Below are 14,921 nucleotides of genomic sequence, written 5' to 3'. Positions count from 1 at the left end.
AGCATGCAATGCCCCGCCGGATAGGCGAGGCAGACCTTGAACTCAAGCTACTCGGCAGTATGCAGCACTTCGACTTGCGTCTGCCGATCCTCCGACCTGAGGGTGGAGGATCGTGAGGATGTCAGAGAAAACAGAGTGCCGGCCGGCGTTCGTGAGGGATGCTCGCCGTCTCGGTGGAAGCCGGCTTCGGGCGATCTACGGTTCGGCTTGCACCGGAGCCCGTGATCAACGGGCGGGTGCGTCCGTCGGCGATCGTGTTGGCCTTTTCACGTGCACCCCCAGGTTCCTGGGGCGGTCGTGGGGGTGCCCCGTGCCGCTGGCGGAGGGCTGAGCCTTCAGCGTGGGGAAGAGGCGCCCGCTTGCCGCCCGAGAAGCGCGCTCAAGGCAATGCTGCGGTAATCGGATCCACCTGCTCTTGTGGAAGGTTAAACCTGCTTCAGTCCAGGAGCTTGTCGAGCGTGATCGGCGCCTCGCGGATGCGTTTCCCCGTCGCGTTGTAGATCGCGTTGGCCACCGCCGCGCTGACGCCGGTGATGCCGATCTCGCCGATGCCCCGCGCACCCATCGGCGCGTGCGGATCGGGGATGTCGGTCCAGATCACGTCGATCTCCGGCACGTCGAGGTGCACGGGGACGTGATATTCGGCAAGGCTGGGGTTCATGATCCGACCCGAACGCTCGTCGAACATCGTCTCTTCGGTGAGCGCCAGGCCAAGGCCCATGATCATGCCGCCCCGAAACTGGCTCATCGCCGTCTTCGGATTGAGGATGCGCCCGCAGTCGAACGATCCGAGCAGCCGCCGCACGCGTGGCTCGCCGGTGACGGCGTTGACGGCGACTTCGCAGAAGATGGCGCCGTGCGAGTGCATCGACCAGTGCTGCACCTCGAGCGGCGGCGGTGCTTCCCCTTCGGCGACGATCTCGTCGCGCCCGGCGCGCGTGAGGATCGAGGCGTAGCTCTCATGCCGTTCGGGCTCGTCGAGCTTGGCGAGGCCGCCGTCCAGGCCCACGACCTCGTGGGGCTTGAGGCCGGCGATGGGGGAGTCGTTGCCGGCGAGCTTGATGAGCTCGGCGACCAGCGCGCGCTCCGCCGCCATCACCGAGATCCCGATCGACGCGGTCTGCTGCGAGCCGCCGGCGAGGATGACGCCGGGCAGGAACGAATCGCCGTACGCGAACGTCACCTGGTCCGGCCGGAGCCCGAGCCGGGCGGCGCTCACCATCGTTTGGGTGGTGCTGGTGCCCATGCCCATCTCGTGCGCTGCTACCTCGACCAGTGCGCGGCCATCCTTGCCGAGCGTGATCCGCGCCGCGCCGCCGGGCATGCGATGGTAGGGGTAGGTGGCCTTCGCGCAACCCATGCCGACCAGCCACTCGCCGTCGCGCGTCGCGCGCGGAGTGGAGTTACGCTCCGCCCAGCCGAAGCGCTCGGCACCCTCGCGCCAGGCCTCGACGATGTTCCGCGACGAGAAATCGATGCCGCTCAGCGGATCCTTCTCGGGCTCGTTGAGGATGCGCAGCTCGATCGGATCCATTGCGAGCGCCGCCGCCAGCTCGTCGACCGCGCTCTCGATGGCGAAGGTGCCGACAGATTCGCCCGGCGCGCGCATGAAGGTGTTGGCGAGCATGTCGAGCTTGGTCGTCTGAATATCGAGCGTGATGCTCTCGGACGCATAGGCGCTCATCGTCGGCAGGATGAACGGTTCCGGCATGTTGTTGTGCCGCGCCATCGCGACGGTGCCGGTGTGGATGATCGCCTTGAAGTGGCCGTCCGCGTCGGCGCCGAGCGCGACGCGCTGCTCGGTCAGCGTGCGGCCGCCGACGAGCCGGTAGACCGCCTCGCGAGAGAGCGCGATCCGCACCGGGCGGCCTGCCATCTTGGCAGCGGCGGCGCCGAGCACATGATGCTGCCACATGCACTTGCCGCCGAACCCGCCGCCGACGTACGGGGAGGTGACGTGGACCTGCGTCTCCTCGACGCCGAACACCTGCGCGAGCGTCCAGGCGGTGTGCGCGACGAGCTGCGACGCGTCGTGCACGATGAGCTCGTCGCCTTGCCACGCCATGGTCGCCGCGTGCGGCTCGATCGCGTTGTGGTTGTGCCGCGGCGTCCGGTACGTCGCGTCGACGGAAACCGCGGCACCCGCGAGCGCCGCTTCCGCGTCGCCGATCTCCGCGTGCATCGGCTCGCCCATGAACAGGGCGGGCTCGGTATGCGCCGCCTTGGTCCTGCCGAAATCGACCTCGGCGGTTTCGGCCTCGTAGGTGACGCGGACAAGCGTCGCGGCGTGATCGGCCTGTTCCTGCGTCTCGGCGAGCACCAACGCGATCGGCTGGCCGTTCCAGTGGATGCGGTTGTCCTGCATCACCGGCAGGTCGTCGGACCCGCCAGCCTTCGAGGCCGTCATCAGCAGCGGCGTGGCCGCCATACGCGGCGCGTTGCGGTAGGTCATCACGAGCACCACGCCGGGCGCCGTCTCCGCAGCCGCCGTGTCGAGCGACGCGATCCGCCCCTTGGCGATCGAGCTGAAAGCGAGGCCTGTATAGACCATGCCGTCCATCGCGAACTCGGCGGCGAACCTCGCCTGACCTGCCACTTTCACCGGTCCGTCGAGCCGCGAGACGGGCGTGCCGATCAGGCCGTGCTTCTCGCGAATGAGGTGATCGGGCCTGCCGCCCGGCATCCAGCTGTCCGGCGCGATCTCGACGGCCTTCTTGGTGACCGCCTGCACGACACCCTGCACGGCGTTCTTGATCTCGGGAACCATGCTCATGCGTCTGCTCCCGCCAACGTACCCAGGACGGCCGCGATCGTGCGCTTCGCAAGCTCCACCTTGAAGGCGTTGCCGCCGAGCGGAGCCGCGTCCCTCAGCTCCGCCTCGGCGGCGTCGCGGAACAGCTCGGGCGTGACCGGCTGGCCCTTCAACACCGCTTCGGCCGCATGCGCGCGCCAAGGCTTGTGCGCGACGCCGCCGAGCGCGAGCCGCGCGTCGCGGATCGTACCACCGTCAACGTCGAGCGCGGCCGCCACCGAGACCAGCGCGAAGGCGTAGGAGGCGCGATCACGAACCTTGCGATATTCGGAGCGCGCCGCGAACGGCAGCGGTGGCAGCTCGACCGCCGTGATGAGCTCGCCCGGCGCGAGTTCGGTCTCGATGTCGGGCGTGCCGCCAGGCAGCCGGTGCAGCTCGGCGAGCGGCAGCGAGCGCGCCCCGTCCGGCCCATCCAGGTGGACGACGGCGTCGAGCGCGACCAGCGCCACGCACATGTCGGACGGGTGCGTGGCGACGCAGTCGGGCGACGCGCCGAGGATGGCGTGGATGCGGTTGAAGCCGTCGATCGCGTCGCAACCGGCCCCGCGCGCCCGCTTGTTGCAGCGCGCCGTGTCGTCGTAGAAATAGTAGCAGCGGGTGCGCTGGAGGATGTTGCCGGCGACGCTCGCCATGTTGCGGATCTGACCGGACGCGCCGGTCAGGATCGCGCGGCTGAGCATCGGGTAACGGGCACGTACCAGGGGATGCTCGGCGAGCGCGGTGTTCTTGACCGCCGCGCCGATGCGCAGCCCGCCGCCGTCCGTCTCCTCGATGCCGCCGGGCAGCGCGGCGACGTCGACCAGCGCGGTGGGCGCCTCGATCGTCTCGCGCATCAGGTCGACGAGATTGGTGCCGCCACCGAGATATTTCGCACCGGGCGAGAAGAGGCCGAGCGCGGAGGGGGCGTCATCGGCGCGGGCATAGCTGAACTCGATCATGCCGCCGACTCCACGATCAGCGTTTCCCGAATGGCGTCGACGATGCCGTTATAAGCGCCGCAGCGGCAGAGATTCCCGCTCATTCGCTCGCGCAACTCGTCATGGTCGATGCGGATGCGATCCTCGCGTAGGTCGGCCGTGACCGCACTCGGTACGCCGCGCTGCCACTCCGCCGCCGCACCGAGTGCGGAGCAGATCTGCCCGGGCGTGCAGTAACCGCATTGGAAACCGTCATGCTCGATGAACGCGGCCTGGAGGGGATGAGGCGCTTCGGGCGTCCCGACCCCCTCGATCGTGGTGATCTCCCGGCCTTCATACTGCACCGCCAGCGCGAGGCACGAGTTGATCCGCACGCCGTCGACCAGCACCGTGCACGCCCCGCAAGCACCCTGGTTGCAGCCCTTCTTGGTGCCCGTGAGGTGGAGATGTTCGCGAAGCAGGTCGAGAAGGGAGGTTCGGATATCTGCCGACGCCTCGACCGAAGCGCCATTGACGGTGAATTGCATGCCGGATCCTTAGCGCCGCGCGTCCGCTACGCAGAGTGGGAAGGCTGCTGCAGCTCGGCAAGCCCGGCGCGGTCGACTGGCGGAGCAAAGGCGACGAGCGGTGCTTGTCGAACGCCCGGTTCTGGAGAGCCGTCGGCGTGCGCTGAACGATACACGACCGATCAGGCATCCGTCTGTCGGCCTTCGACCCCGCCGCCGACATGACCGTCGAGCACCTGAGGGGCGCGAGGTTGAACGGTCTCGTTCCCCCGGGGAGCAGCAAACCAGTCTTTGATCCGACGCCCTTGCCGATCTCTGAAGCATCCGAGACCACGCTAGGCGGCCTAATCCGCCGCGCTGCAAGCGGGCCTCCCGGCACCGCGCCGTGCCTGGGATGCCTAACAAGAAAACACAACATCCACCGACGGGCTAGGCCACGTGGATAAAGATTGATGGTGCAGCTCTACGCTGGTTCAAGGCTGGCCTTTGGAGGCGCTTTGGGCGAGCTGATCGGGTTGGCACTCGCGCGGGTGTGTGCGCCCTGCCTGCCGCCGTGAGCCGAAGCTTCAGCCGTGGAGGTGCCGCTGCCCGCGCGCGATGAGCTGCTTGGCGTCGATCGGCATATCGAAGGCGATGCCGAAGCGCATCTCGTCGATCCACGCGACATGTCCTGCGACGCGCAGGCCTCCGCAGATCAGCGTCACCGCCTCGCCGTGCGACGGCGCCGCCTCGCAGTCGAGCTTGGCGCCGGTCGCCGAGATGTTGAGCAGGTGGACGTCGCGCGTCCCGTCCTCGAAATCCATCTGCGCCGTCAGCAGCAGGCGCTGCCGCCGGCTGTCGCGCTTGTCCTCCGGCATTTCGAAAGCCGACGCCATCGTTCCCCTCCAGGAGCCTAGACGACCATCCTGCCCCGCGGGATGCTAAGGGGAAGTTAAGCGAGTTCCGCAAGGCCCAGCGCGTCGAGCAGCGCGCGCCGCGCTGTCACCGCCCGGGGCCACGCGCCGAGCGTCGCGATCTCTTCAGGCGAGACGCGCTCGGGCCACCTATCCACGATCACCTCCGAGATGCGATCGAGCCGATTTCCGTCGACGAGGAAGCGAGGATCCACCGTCGCCGGGTCGCACACGACGCGCAGCCGCAGGCAGGCTGGGCCGCCACCATTGGCCATCGACTGGCGGACATTGACCGGTACCAGCCGCCGGATCGGCCCGTTACCCGCCACCAGCGCCTCCAGCCACCGCCACACGCCGTCATGCGCCCGCGCCTCGTCGGGCAGCACCAGCGCCATGCCTCCCGCGGGTAGCGTGACGAGCTGGGCGTTGAACAGGTAGCTCGCGATCGCGTCGCCCAGGGTGACGGCGGCGGCGGGCACCTCGACGATCTCCACCGCCGGAAGCCGCTCGCGAAGCTCGGCGTAGAAGCGGTTCTTGTCGGCGAAGGCCTGTTCGTGCGCGAACAGCACGCGCTCGTTGGCGACCGCAACGACGTCGTTGTGGAAGGCGCCCGCCGCGATCGCCTGCTCGGACTGGCGGACGAAAATCGCGTCGGCGAGGCCGTGGCGTCGCGCCACCGCCCGGCTCGCCTGCTCGTGCTGGCGGGCGGGGAAGGGGCCGCCCGCCTCGCCATAGACGAACACCTCAACGCCGGGCGCGCCATGACCCTCGGCGAGACGCATGTGGTTGGCGGCGCCCTCGTCCCCGAACGGCGGGGGCACCGGGCCGTGGACCGCGAACGCCGCCTCGTCGGCGAAGGCCAGGCGGAGCTGCACGAGCGTCGCCGGCCATTCGTGGCTGCGGTGCGGCATGGTGACGAGGTTGGCGACGCTCAGGTGGCAGCGGCCGTCGGCGGTGTCGGGTGCGGGCGAGACGGTGGCGGCGTTGGCGGCCCACATCGCCGACGCCGAGCATGCCGCCGGCCACAGCGCGCCGGCGGTCGCGGCATCGGTGCCGAGCGAGGCGAGCCACGCCTCATCGGGGCGCGGATGGGGGAGGAAAATGCCTTGCACCAGCCCCAGCGCGAGGTTGGCGCGCATCTTGGCGACGCCCTGCAACGCCGCCGCGCGCGGGAAGGAGGGCTGGCCGGCGTTGCGGCCGGACGCGAGATTGCCGAGGCTGAGTCCGGCATAGTTATGCGTGGGCCCGACGATGCCGTCGAAGTTGATCTCGACCAGCGACGTATCAACGTGCGGCAAACAGCACCTCCTCGCCTGGTTCGAGCCCGAGCAGCGCCGCTCCCTCCGCGTCTACCGCGATGCCGCCGTCGCGCGCCGCCACGCGCGCGCGGGCGCAGCGGAAGTTGGAGAGCGTGCCGGCGGCGATCAGCCCCGGTGCGCCGTCGGTCGCGTCCGCCGCCGTTACCGTCGCGGCGCGCGCCTCGCGCACGGTGCGGATCGCGTCGGTGGCGGCGCCCATCGTCGGCCCGCCGTCGAAGATGTCGATATAGCCCTCGTGCGCGAAGCCTTCCGCCTCCAGCATCCGCATCGCCGCGCGCCCCGTCGGGTGAGGCAGCGCCATCACCGCGCGCGCCGTCTCAGGCAACATCGCTATGTAGATGGGATGTTTGGGCATCATGTCGGCGATGAACTGGTTGCCGTGGACGGCGTTGAACTGGTCCGCCTCCTGGAAGCCCATGCCGAAGAACTTGCCGGCGAGCCCGTCCCAGAATGGCGAGCCACCCGCCTCGTCGATGACGCCGCGCAGCTCGGCGATGACGCGGGCGGCGAAGCGGGAACGGTGCTGGCGGATGAACAGGTAGCGCGAGCGTGCGAGGAGCTGGCCCAGCCCACCCGCTCTCTCGCGGGGATGGAGAAACAGTCCGCCGACCTCGGACGATCCTTCGAGATCGGTGGTAAGGCTCAGCATCTCCGCGCGAAACGTGCGTCCGAGCTCGCGGCTAGACTGGCTGAGCACGCCGAGGCGGTAGCTGTAGAAGGGCCAGCGCTGTCCGACCCGGGAGAAGACCTGCGCGGTGCCGCGCACCTGGCCCGTCTCGGCATCCTCCAGCATCAGCACGTACAGGTCGTCGCCCGGCGCGTCCTCGGCCTTGGCGAAGGCGGCGGCGGAGAGGCCGAGCCGCGCGGCCAGCGCGTCGCGATCGGGCGGCAGGTTGGTGAAGCCGCCGCCGGTCAGCTTCGCCATCTCGTAGAGCGCGTCGAGATCCTCGGGGCGGCTGGCGCGGATGCGGAAGCTCATGCGCCTTCCGCCAGCCTGAGCATGACGAGGGTGGCTAAGCGCGCGCGCTCGGGCAGGCTCTCGGGTATCAGATATTCCTCCGCGGAGTGTATGGCGCCGCCGCGTGCGCCCATGGTGTCGATCACGGGCACGCCGCACGCCGCGATGTTGTTGCCGTCGCAGACGCCGCCAGAGGGCGCCCAGTCGATCGCGAGATCGAGCTCGCGGCCACAATCCCGCACCAGGGCGAAAAGGCGATCGGCCTGTTCCTCCAGCGGCTTGGGCGGCCTTGCGAAACCTCCGTGACAGGTGATCGCAACCTCGTGCTCGGCCGCCACCATCGCCACTGCCGCGTCGATGAGCGCCCGCGCGCGGGCCTCGTCCGCGGGTGTGTGGGGGCGCAGGTTGACGCGCAGCACGGCGTGGGCGGGCACCACGTTGTTAGGCCCGCCGCCATCGATCCGCGCCGGGTTGACCGAGAGGCGTGGGCCGGCGGCGCGCGCGAGGCGAAGCGCAAGGTCGGACGCGGCGACGATGGCGTTGCGGCCATCCTCCGGGTTGCGGCCGGCGTGCGCGCTTCGCCCCTCCACCACGATCGAGAGGTTGCCGCTGCCCGGGCGAGCGCCGGCCAGCCGGCCTTCGGGCGTGGTCGCGGGCTCGAAGGTGAGCGCCGCACGCTTGCCCTGCGCGGCGCGCGCGATCAGCGCGGCCGACCCGTGCGAGCCGGTCTCCTCGTCCGAGTTGACGATCAGTTCGTAGCCGATGCGCTCGCGGAGCGGGCTTGCCTCCACGCCGTCCAGCGCGCCGAGCATGATCGCCAGCCCGCCCTTCATGTCGGCGAGCCCCGGCCCGTTGATGCGGCCATCGGGCAGCACGCGATGCGACTGGAAGGGATGATCGGCGGGGTAGACGGTATCCATGTGGCCGGTGAGCAGGATCTGCACCGGCGCCTGCGTTCGCACGGCGACGTGCAGGTGCTGCCCGCGCCGGATCGAGCCCACGCGGCCGTCGCCGTCGACGATCTCCTCGGGCGCCGCCTCCACCAGCGCCACCTCGCCGGGCAGCGCGGCGGCCGCATCGGCGAGCAGCCCCGCCATCGTCGTGAGCCCCGCGAGGTTGCCCGTGCCGCTGTTCACCGCCCCCCAGGCCAGCGTCCGCTCCAGCATGGGCGCGGCGGCGGCGCGTTCGAGCGCGTGCGTGTGGATCGTGGGGTCCATCGCGGATGCCTAGCGTTTGTTTCGCCGCCGATCAAAGCGGCACCCTCAGAAAGCGAACACGATCGAGGCGGTGGTGATCGTGTCGAAGCTGCGCGCTACGGTCGGCGTGTCCTGCTCGTAGGAGAGATTGTAGGAGAGCCGGATGCGCAGCGGCCCGAACAGCCGCGTGTCGAGCGCCGTCGTCGAGGTGATGTTGCTGTTGTTCGGCAGGAAGAAGACCGCCGCCTTCTCCGTGAACTGGACGGCGGCATTGGGCTTCCACAGGAAGTTGAGCGAGGCGCGGCCGCCGACTGCCGTGTCGTTGAAGCGTGCGGTGCCGGCGTAACGCGTCTGGCGCACGGCCGGCCCGGCCTCCAGATCGAGGTGGAGGTCGGCCCCCGGCAGCACGGTGTAGCCGGCGCCGACGCTCTCGGTGAAGCGCCGGCTGAAGCCGAGGATCTCGTCGCGATCGAACTGGCCAAGGCCATAGGCGTAGAAGCGCTCGTCGAACTTATACTGCGGCTGGTACGCGGCGGTGTCCTTGTCGGTGGACAGCGTGCCCGCGCTCTTGGCGTAGTCGGCGCGCGCCGAGACGGCGTGGCGCCAGTGCAGCCCTTCCTTGTTGAGCTTCACCGCGCCGTAGATCGAGATCGCGTCGGTGTTGCCGCGCGTGTAGGAGCCGCCGAGGTCAATCTCCCCGCGCCAATTGTCGAGGAAGCTCGCGGCTGCGAGCGCGTCGGCCTTGGCGCGCGCCTCGCTGGCGGCGCGCTCGGCGCGCTTGGCGTCGTTCTCGGCGGCCAGCGCATCGATCTGCGCGACGCCCTGCGGATAGCGCTCGCGCGCCAGCGCCGCGATCGCGGCGAAGCTCTCCGCCGATCCTCGGTCGATCGCCTCCTCGAGCAGCGCTCGCGCGGGCGGCGGCAGCGCCACGGCGCTGGCGCTGGGGGGCGGCGGCAGGATCAGCGTCGCGAGCGCCAGCCGCTGGTCCTCGGGCGGCGCCTCGGGCGCGGGCGGCGGCGCCAGGTAGAGGATCGGCACATCGGGTTCGGGCCGGGCGAGCGCGCTCGTCTCCTGCGCGTGGGCGACGCCGGCCGCCGCCAGCGTGACGAACGCGAGGAGGAGGCGGAAGAGCCTAGCCGGCATATCCCGGGATGGACGGCGCCAGCGCGGCCACCACCTGCTCGTACAGCGTGCGCTTGAACGGCACGATCATGTCGCGAAGCTCGGACGGCTCCGCCCACTTCCACGCGCGGAACTCAGGATGCTTCGTCTGGAGGTTCACGTCGGCGTCGGTGCCGGTGAAGCGCATCAGGAACCAGCTCTGCCGCTGGCCGCGATAGCGCCCCTTCCACAGCTTGCCGACGAGATCGGGCGGCAGGTCGTAGTCGAGTTCACGCGGCGCCCGCGCGACGATCTCGACGAGATGCGGCGCGATGCCGGTCTCCTCCTCCAGTTCGCGCAGCGCGGCCGCTTCCGGCGTCTCGCCTTCGTCGATCCCACCCTGCGGCATCTGCCACGCCTCCAGCGTCGAATCGAGGCGCTGGCCGACGAACACCTTGCCCTCGGTGTTGAACAGCATGACACCGGCGGCGGGGCGGTAGGGAAGGTCGCTCATGCCAGAAGCTCCGTGAGGATCGTCTTCAAAGCTGCGCAATCGGCGAGGAAATCGGACGCGGCGGACGGGATCGCACGGCGCAGGTTGAGCGATCCGTGGATCATGCCCGCCGCCTCACGAAAGGTGACGGCGACGCCGGCGTGCGCGAGCTTGGCGGCATAGGCGCGGCCTTGATCGCGGATCGGATCGAGCCCGGCGGTCGTCACCAGCGCGGGCGGCATCCCGGCAAGGTCGGCACCGAGCGGCGAGGCGCGGGGATGCGCGCGATCGGGCCGATAGGCTGCGTCGAACCAGCGCATCATGTCGGTGGTGAGGAAGTGGCCCTCGCCGAACTGTGCGAACGAGGGGTAGGGTGTGGCGAGGTCGGTCGCGGGATAGATCGCCCAGTGCGCGATCACGGGCAGCGGCGCGGGCGCGTCGCGCAGCGCGAGCGCGGTGACGATCGCCAGGTTGCCGCCCGCGCTGTCCCCCGCCAGCACGAGGCCGGTCGGCTGGAGGCCGAGCTCGGCCGGGGCATCCGCCACCCAGCGCGCCGCCGCCTCGCAATCGTCGGGCGCGGCGGGGAAGGGGTGCTCGGGCGCGAGGCGGTAATCCACTGCCATCACCGGTAGATCGAGCGCGCGCGCGAGTTCCGCGCACACAGATTCGTAGCTATGGAGATCCCCGAACACCCAGCCGCCGCCGTGCAGGAACAAGATTACCGGCCCCGCGCCCCGCTGCTCGCGCGCGTCGAACAGCCTCAGCGCGATCGGCCCGGCGGGTCCGGGCAGCGTCAGCTCGCGGTTCACCGCCAGCTCGCCCACCGGCAGATCGGCGACGTCCCGCATCGCGCGGGTGAGCGCGCGCGCCTCGGGTGCCGAGACCTCGTGGACGCGAGGACCCGGCAGCGCATTCAAGTAGCCGAGGAAGCTGGCGACGTCGGGCCGGACGAGGTGCATCTGATCGTGGGTCGCGGTCATCGGGGCTCCGGCTGCGGTTCGCGCCGCCTCTACGGGCAGGCCCCGCGCGCGTCGAGCGGCGGAACGATGACGCGCCCCGCGCGCTCGACGGCGTGCCTGTGCTGCACGTCGTCCACCATCCCGACTATGTCGCGCCGCCCGCGCCCGACGGCCGCTTCACCTTCGACAAGTACGCGCGCGTGATGGGGGCGCTGGACGAGGCGCTCGTCGCCTACGAGATTCACACGCCCGCGCGGATGCCGAGACACTGGATCGAAGCGGTGCACGATCCCGCCTACGTCGCCGAGGTTCTCGCCTGCGCGGTGCCGCGCGAGAAGGAGCGGAGGATCGGCTTCCCGGTGACGCCGCACAATGTCGGCCGCGCGCAGCTCGCGCCCGGCGGCACCTGGCTCGCCGCGCATCTCGCGCTCCGCCACGGCTATGCCGCCAATGCGGCCGGAGGTAGCCACCACGCGCTCCACGACACGGGTGCGGGCTATTGCGTGTTCAACGATCTCGCCATTGCCGCCAATCGGTTGGTGGCGGAGGGCAGCGTGCGCCGCATCCTCGTCGTCGATTGCGACGTGCATCAGGGCGACGGCACCGCCGCGCTGATGGCGGGACGCGCCGACGTCGTTACCTTCTCGATCCACGCCGAGAAGAACTTTCCTGTTCGCAAGGCCGCTTCCGATTGCGACGTGGCGCTGGCGGACGGGACGGTAGACGACGCCTATCTCTCAGCACTCGCCGCACACCTGCCGTCGCTGATCGATAGCGTGACGCCGGACCTGATCCTGTACCAGGCGGGCGTCGATCCGCACCGCGACGATCGCCTCGGCCGGCTGGCGCTGAGCGACGCCGGGCTGGAGGCGCGCGACCGCTTCGTCGTCCGCCAGAGCCTGTCGCGCGGTGTCGCGGTGGCGAGCGCGCTCGGCGGCGGCTACGGCGCGGACGGCTGGGCGGTGGCGCGCCGCCATGCCGCCTCGATCCTCGCCTGCGCCGACGAGGCGGCGCGCTGCGGGAACGGACGCGCTTTCTCCGCGTAGGTCGGCGATGTCCGATCCCGTCCTCCTCTGGTTCCGCCAGGATCTCCGCCTCGCCGATCAGCCCGCGCTCGCCGCCGCCGTGCGCGAGGGGCCGACGATCCCGGTCTACGTCCTAGACGACGAGACGCCGGGCGAGCGGCGGATGGGCGGCGCCTCGCGCTGGTGGCTGCATCACAGCCTCGCGGCGCTGGACGCGGACCTGCGCGGGATCGGCTCGCGCCTGATCCTGCGGCGCGGCCGCGCCGCCGACGTGCTGCGCGCGCTGGCGGAGGAGACCGGCGCCGCGCGCGTCCACGCTATCCGCCACTACGAGCCGTGGTGGATCGAAGCCGAGAAGGGGTTGGCGAAGAGCGTGGAGGTCGTCCTCCACGACGGCAACCAGCTTGCCCCGCTCGACGAGATCGTCACCGGATCGGGCAAGCCGTTCCGCATCTTCACGCCTTTCTGGCGCGCGCTCTCCCAGCGGATGCCGCCCGACGATCCGCTGCCGCGCCCGGAGGCGATCCCCGCGCCGGCGACGTGGCCCGGCTCGGAGCCGCTCTCGTCATGGGCGCTGTTGCCGACCAAGCCCGACTGGGCGACCGGCTTCGGCGAGTGGCAGCCGGGCGAGGCGGGCGCGGAAGTGCGGCTCGACGCTTTCCGCGATCACGCCGAGGATTATGCCGAACAGCACAACCTGCCGGCGACGGAGGGCACCTCGCGCCTCTCGCCCCACCTTCACTTCGGCGAGATCTCGGCGCGCCGCGTCTGGCACGGGGTGGCGGACGCGGGCGGCTCTGTCAGCGCCTTCCTGCGCGAGGTGGCGTGGCGCGACTTCACCCGCAACATCGTCGCGCAGTTCCCCGACTACGCGACGCGAAACGCGCGCGCCGCGTTCGATCGGATGCCGTGGCGCAGTGGAGCGGAAGCGGACGCGGACCTGCGCGCCTGGCAGCGCGGCCGCACCGGCTACCCGATCGTCGATGCCGGGATGCGCCAGCTCTGGACGTCGGGCTGGATGCACAACCGGCTGCGGCTCATCACCGCGAGCTTCCTCATCAAGCACCTGCTCATCGACTGGCGCGAGGGCGAGCGCTGGTTCTGGGACTGCCTCGTCTGCGCGGATCAGGCCAACAACTCGGTCAACTGGCAATGGTCGGCGGGCAGCGGGGTAGACAGCAACCTGTTCCCGCGCATCATGGCGCCGCTCTCGCAGTCCGAGAAGTTCGATGCCGCCGCCTACATCCGCGAATGGGTGCCCGAGCTGAGCGACCTGCCCGACGCCGCGATCCACGATCCCGACGAGGCGGGACGGCGGCCTGGGGCGTACCCGGCAAAGATCATCGGCCACAGGGAGGCGCGGGAGCGGGCGCTGGCGGCGTATGGGCGGACGAAGGAGTAGCGTGAAGGCGGGGGCGGAACGGCTCAAGGTGGTGCTCAGGCGACCAGCGGCTTTCGGGAGGACGCCGACGGTAGCTGCCGTCCCGAAGGGGATCGAGTCTGAGAACGCGCGCAGCTCACTCTTCAAGGCTGGTTGAGTGATCGGATCACGATCTCTCCGATATTGACGTCTTCAGGTTGTTCGATCGCATAGCCAATTGCCTCGGCCACGGCCTTGGGGGCCATCGCGAACTCGTCAGCTGCCTCCCGCATCTGCGCCCGCAACTTGTCATCACTAATGTGGTTGGGGAAGTTGGTCTCGGTGAAGCCGGGAGAGATAACCGTGACACGAAGCTTGCCGGCAAGCTCCTGACGCAGTCCATCGGATAGCGCCAACACGGCGGCCTTTGTCGCCGAGTAGACCGTTTGATTGGGCGTGGTTTTACGGGCGGCGGTAGAGGCGATGTTGATAAAATGCCCGCTACCCTGCTTTCTGAACACAGGCAGGGCGGCGGCAATGCCGTACAGAACTCCTTTGAAATTCACGTCGACCATCTGATCCCAGTCATCCACTGCCAAGTCATTCAGCGGCCCGATCGGCATGACACCGGCACAGCTCACGAGTACGTCGAGGCGGCCGTGGTGCTGACGCGCAGCGTCAACGGCTTTCGCCAGATCGTCGCGGCGGGACACGTCCACCGGTACGGCAACGGCGCTCCCTTCGGCAGCGGTGATCCGATCTACCAGCGCGTTCAGCTTGTCTTCGCCTCGGGCCGCCAGAACGACCTTTGCGCCCTGCGCTGCCAAGTGCAACGCGACGGCTTCGCCGATGCCGCTGCTCGCTCCCGTGATCGCCACCACCTTGGTCATCATGCTCCGTCCTTCTCCACGCGAGGGAGCCTAACGCGCGGGGTGAGGCTTTCAGTTGCGATGCCGTTTCACATCTGTCTCTGCCTCCATCAGGAAGCCTTCCCCTTTAAGAAGTCCAGCGAGACAGCCGAGGCGGACTGGATGCATCTGGCCGAGCGGCGTTCTTAGACCTGCTTCCGATTGTATCTTCCTAAGAGCGCGTGTGAGAAGGCCGTTCGGTCCTGTCCATCGGCGTAGCAGGGTCGCGGAAGCGGCGATGGTGATGAGGGTCTCGGCGACGTCGGTGAGCTGCTCATAGTCGCGGACGAGGCGCCGGTTCTTGAAGATCCAGGCCGCCCGCAGGAAGTAGAGGACGGCGTTGACCAGCTCGCGCGAAGTCGCCTTCCGTGGTCGCCCGCCGGCCCGAGCACCCGGGATCATAGGCGCGATCAGCTCCCGCTGTCCGTCGGTCAGATCAGTGTCGTACCGTCGCCTCGTTGGCGGCTTCCTCTT

General features: G+C 69.7%; 14 protein-coding genes. 2 read left to right on the top strand and 12 right to left on the bottom strand.

The features are described 5' to 3' along the window. Window positions 1-436: 436 nt before the first annotated feature. From ACOFKX_RS13380 to ACOFKX_RS13335, 10 genes are all read right to left on the bottom strand, one after another. Window positions 437-2,773, bottom strand: coding sequence for a xanthine dehydrogenase family protein molybdopterin-binding subunit (locus ACOFKX_RS13380; RefSeq protein WP_419827575.1), 2,337 nt, complete (start codon window positions 2,771-2,773; stop codon window positions 437-439). Beyond that, a complete protein-coding gene (locus ACOFKX_RS13375) occupies window positions 2,770-3,750 on the bottom strand; it encodes an FAD binding domain-containing protein (protein ID WP_419827574.1) in 981 nt (326 codons plus the stop codon). Before ACOFKX_RS13375 ends, ACOFKX_RS13380 begins: the two co-directional genes overlap by 4 nt. Then, on the bottom strand, window positions 3,747-4,256 hold the full coding sequence (locus ACOFKX_RS13370) for a 2Fe-2S iron-sulfur cluster-binding protein (RefSeq protein WP_419827573.1): 510 nt from the start codon (window positions 4,254-4,256) through the stop codon (window positions 3,747-3,749). Before ACOFKX_RS13370 ends, ACOFKX_RS13375 begins: the two co-directional genes overlap by 4 nt. Before the next feature lie 545 nt (window positions 4,257-4,801). Beyond that, window positions 4,802-5,110: a PilZ domain-containing protein gene (locus tag ACOFKX_RS13365; protein ID WP_419827572.1), complete on the bottom strand. Its 309-nt coding sequence runs from the start codon at window positions 5,108-5,110 to the stop codon at window positions 4,802-4,804. Window positions 5,111-5,166: 56 nt separating this feature from the next. Then, a complete protein-coding gene (locus tag ACOFKX_RS13360) occupies window positions 5,167-6,426 on the bottom strand; it encodes an N-succinylarginine dihydrolase (protein WP_419827571.1) in 1,260 nt (419 codons plus the stop codon). Then, window positions 6,413-7,426 carry an arginine N-succinyltransferase gene (locus tag ACOFKX_RS13355; protein WP_419827570.1) on the bottom strand — a complete coding sequence of 338 codons (1,014 nt, stop codon included), beginning with the start codon at window positions 7,424-7,426 and terminating at the stop codon, window positions 6,413-6,415. Before ACOFKX_RS13355 ends, ACOFKX_RS13360 begins: the two co-directional genes overlap by 14 nt. Further along, a complete protein-coding gene (locus tag ACOFKX_RS13350) occupies window positions 7,423-8,622 on the bottom strand; it encodes a hydrolase (RefSeq protein ID WP_419827569.1) in 1,200 nt (399 codons plus the stop codon). Before ACOFKX_RS13350 ends, ACOFKX_RS13355 begins: the two co-directional genes overlap by 4 nt. Window positions 8,623-8,667: 45 nt before the next feature. Next, window positions 8,668-9,744 carry a DUF481 domain-containing protein gene (locus ACOFKX_RS13345; protein WP_419827568.1) on the bottom strand — a complete coding sequence of 359 codons (1,077 nt, stop codon included), beginning with the start codon at window positions 9,742-9,744 and terminating at the stop codon, window positions 8,668-8,670. Further along, window positions 9,734-10,216, bottom strand: coding sequence for an RNA pyrophosphohydrolase (locus ACOFKX_RS13340; RefSeq protein WP_419827567.1), 483 nt, complete (start codon window positions 10,214-10,216; stop codon window positions 9,734-9,736). Before ACOFKX_RS13340 ends, ACOFKX_RS13345 begins: the two co-directional genes overlap by 11 nt. Next, window positions 10,213-11,175: an alpha/beta hydrolase gene (locus tag ACOFKX_RS13335; RefSeq protein WP_419827566.1), complete on the bottom strand. Its 963-nt coding sequence runs from the start codon at window positions 11,173-11,175 to the stop codon at window positions 10,213-10,215. Before ACOFKX_RS13335 ends, ACOFKX_RS13340 begins: the two co-directional genes overlap by 4 nt. 98 nt (window positions 11,176-11,273) lie before the next feature. On the opposite strand from ACOFKX_RS13335, the gene ACOFKX_RS13330 reads away from it, so the two are divergent. Together ACOFKX_RS13330 and ACOFKX_RS13325 are read left to right on the top strand one after the other, a co-directional pair. Further along, the gene (locus ACOFKX_RS13330; RefSeq protein ID WP_419827565.1) at window positions 11,274-12,200 is read left to right on the top strand and encodes a histone deacetylase; all 927 of its coding nucleotides are present in this window, start codon (window positions 11,274-11,276) and stop codon (window positions 12,198-12,200) included. Window positions 12,201-12,207: 7 nt separating this feature from the next. Next, window positions 12,208-13,581: a cryptochrome/photolyase family protein gene (locus tag ACOFKX_RS13325; RefSeq protein WP_419827564.1), complete on the top strand. Its 1,374-nt coding sequence runs from the start codon at window positions 12,208-12,210 to the stop codon at window positions 13,579-13,581. 122 nt (window positions 13,582-13,703) lie between these two features. On the opposite strand, the gene ACOFKX_RS13320 is transcribed toward ACOFKX_RS13325, so the two are convergent. Together ACOFKX_RS13320 and ACOFKX_RS13315 are read right to left on the bottom strand one after the other, a co-directional pair. Then, the gene (locus ACOFKX_RS13320) at window positions 13,704-14,429 is read right to left on the bottom strand and encodes an SDR family oxidoreductase (protein WP_419827563.1); all 726 of its coding nucleotides are present in this window, start codon (window positions 14,427-14,429) and stop codon (window positions 13,704-13,706) included. 51 nt (window positions 14,430-14,480) lie between these two features. Then, entirely contained in the window at window positions 14,481-14,849 is a 369-nt protein-coding gene (locus tag ACOFKX_RS13315; protein WP_419827562.1) for a hypothetical protein, read from the bottom strand. Window positions 14,850-14,921 lie beyond the last annotated feature (72 nt).

Source organism: Sphingomonas sp., assembly GCF_965200105.1.
Classification (GTDB): domain Bacteria; phylum Pseudomonadota; class Alphaproteobacteria; order Sphingomonadales; family Sphingomonadaceae; genus Solisphingomonas.
This window is presented reverse-complemented; position numbering and strand designations above follow the sequence as displayed.

Excerpts from the sequence above, each read along its gene's own strand:
- ACOFKX_RS13375 (WP_419827574.1), bottom strand. The coding sequence starts at position 3,750 with ATGATCGAGTTCAGCTATGCCCGCGCCGATGACGCCCCCTCCGCGCTC.
- ACOFKX_RS13365 (WP_419827572.1), bottom strand. The coding sequence starts at position 5,110 with ATGGCGTCGGCTTTCGAAATGCCGGAGGACAAGCGCGACAGCCGGCGG.
- ACOFKX_RS13325 (WP_419827564.1), top strand. The coding sequence starts at position 12,208 with ATGTCCGATCCCGTCCTCCTCTGGTTCCGCCAGGATCTCCGCCTCGCC.
- ACOFKX_RS13350 (WP_419827569.1), bottom strand. The coding sequence starts at position 8,622 with ATGGACCCCACGATCCACACGCACGCGCTCGAACGCGCCGCCGCCGCG.
- ACOFKX_RS13370 (WP_419827573.1), bottom strand. The coding sequence starts at position 4,256 with ATGCAATTCACCGTCAATGGCGCTTCGGTCGAGGCGTCGGCAGATATC.
- ACOFKX_RS13315 (WP_419827562.1), bottom strand. The coding sequence starts at position 14,849 with ATGATCCCGGGTGCTCGGGCCGGCGGGCGACCACGGAAGGCGACTTCG.
- ACOFKX_RS13320 (WP_419827563.1), bottom strand. The coding sequence starts at position 14,429 with ATGACCAAGGTGGTGGCGATCACGGGAGCGAGCAGCGGCATCGGCGAA.
- ACOFKX_RS13340 (WP_419827567.1), bottom strand. The coding sequence starts at position 10,216 with ATGAGCGACCTTCCCTACCGCCCCGCCGCCGGTGTCATGCTGTTCAAC.
- ACOFKX_RS13380 (WP_419827575.1), bottom strand. The coding sequence starts at position 2,773 with ATGAGCATGGTTCCCGAGATCAAGAACGCCGTGCAGGGTGTCGTGCAG.
- ACOFKX_RS13335 (WP_419827566.1), bottom strand. The coding sequence starts at position 11,175 with ATGACCGCGACCCACGATCAGATGCACCTCGTCCGGCCCGACGTCGCC.
- ACOFKX_RS13345 (WP_419827568.1), bottom strand. The coding sequence starts at position 9,744 with ATGCCGGCTAGGCTCTTCCGCCTCCTCCTCGCGTTCGTCACGCTGGCG.
- ACOFKX_RS13355 (WP_419827570.1), bottom strand. The coding sequence starts at position 7,426 with ATGAGCTTCCGCATCCGCGCCAGCCGCCCCGAGGATCTCGACGCGCTC.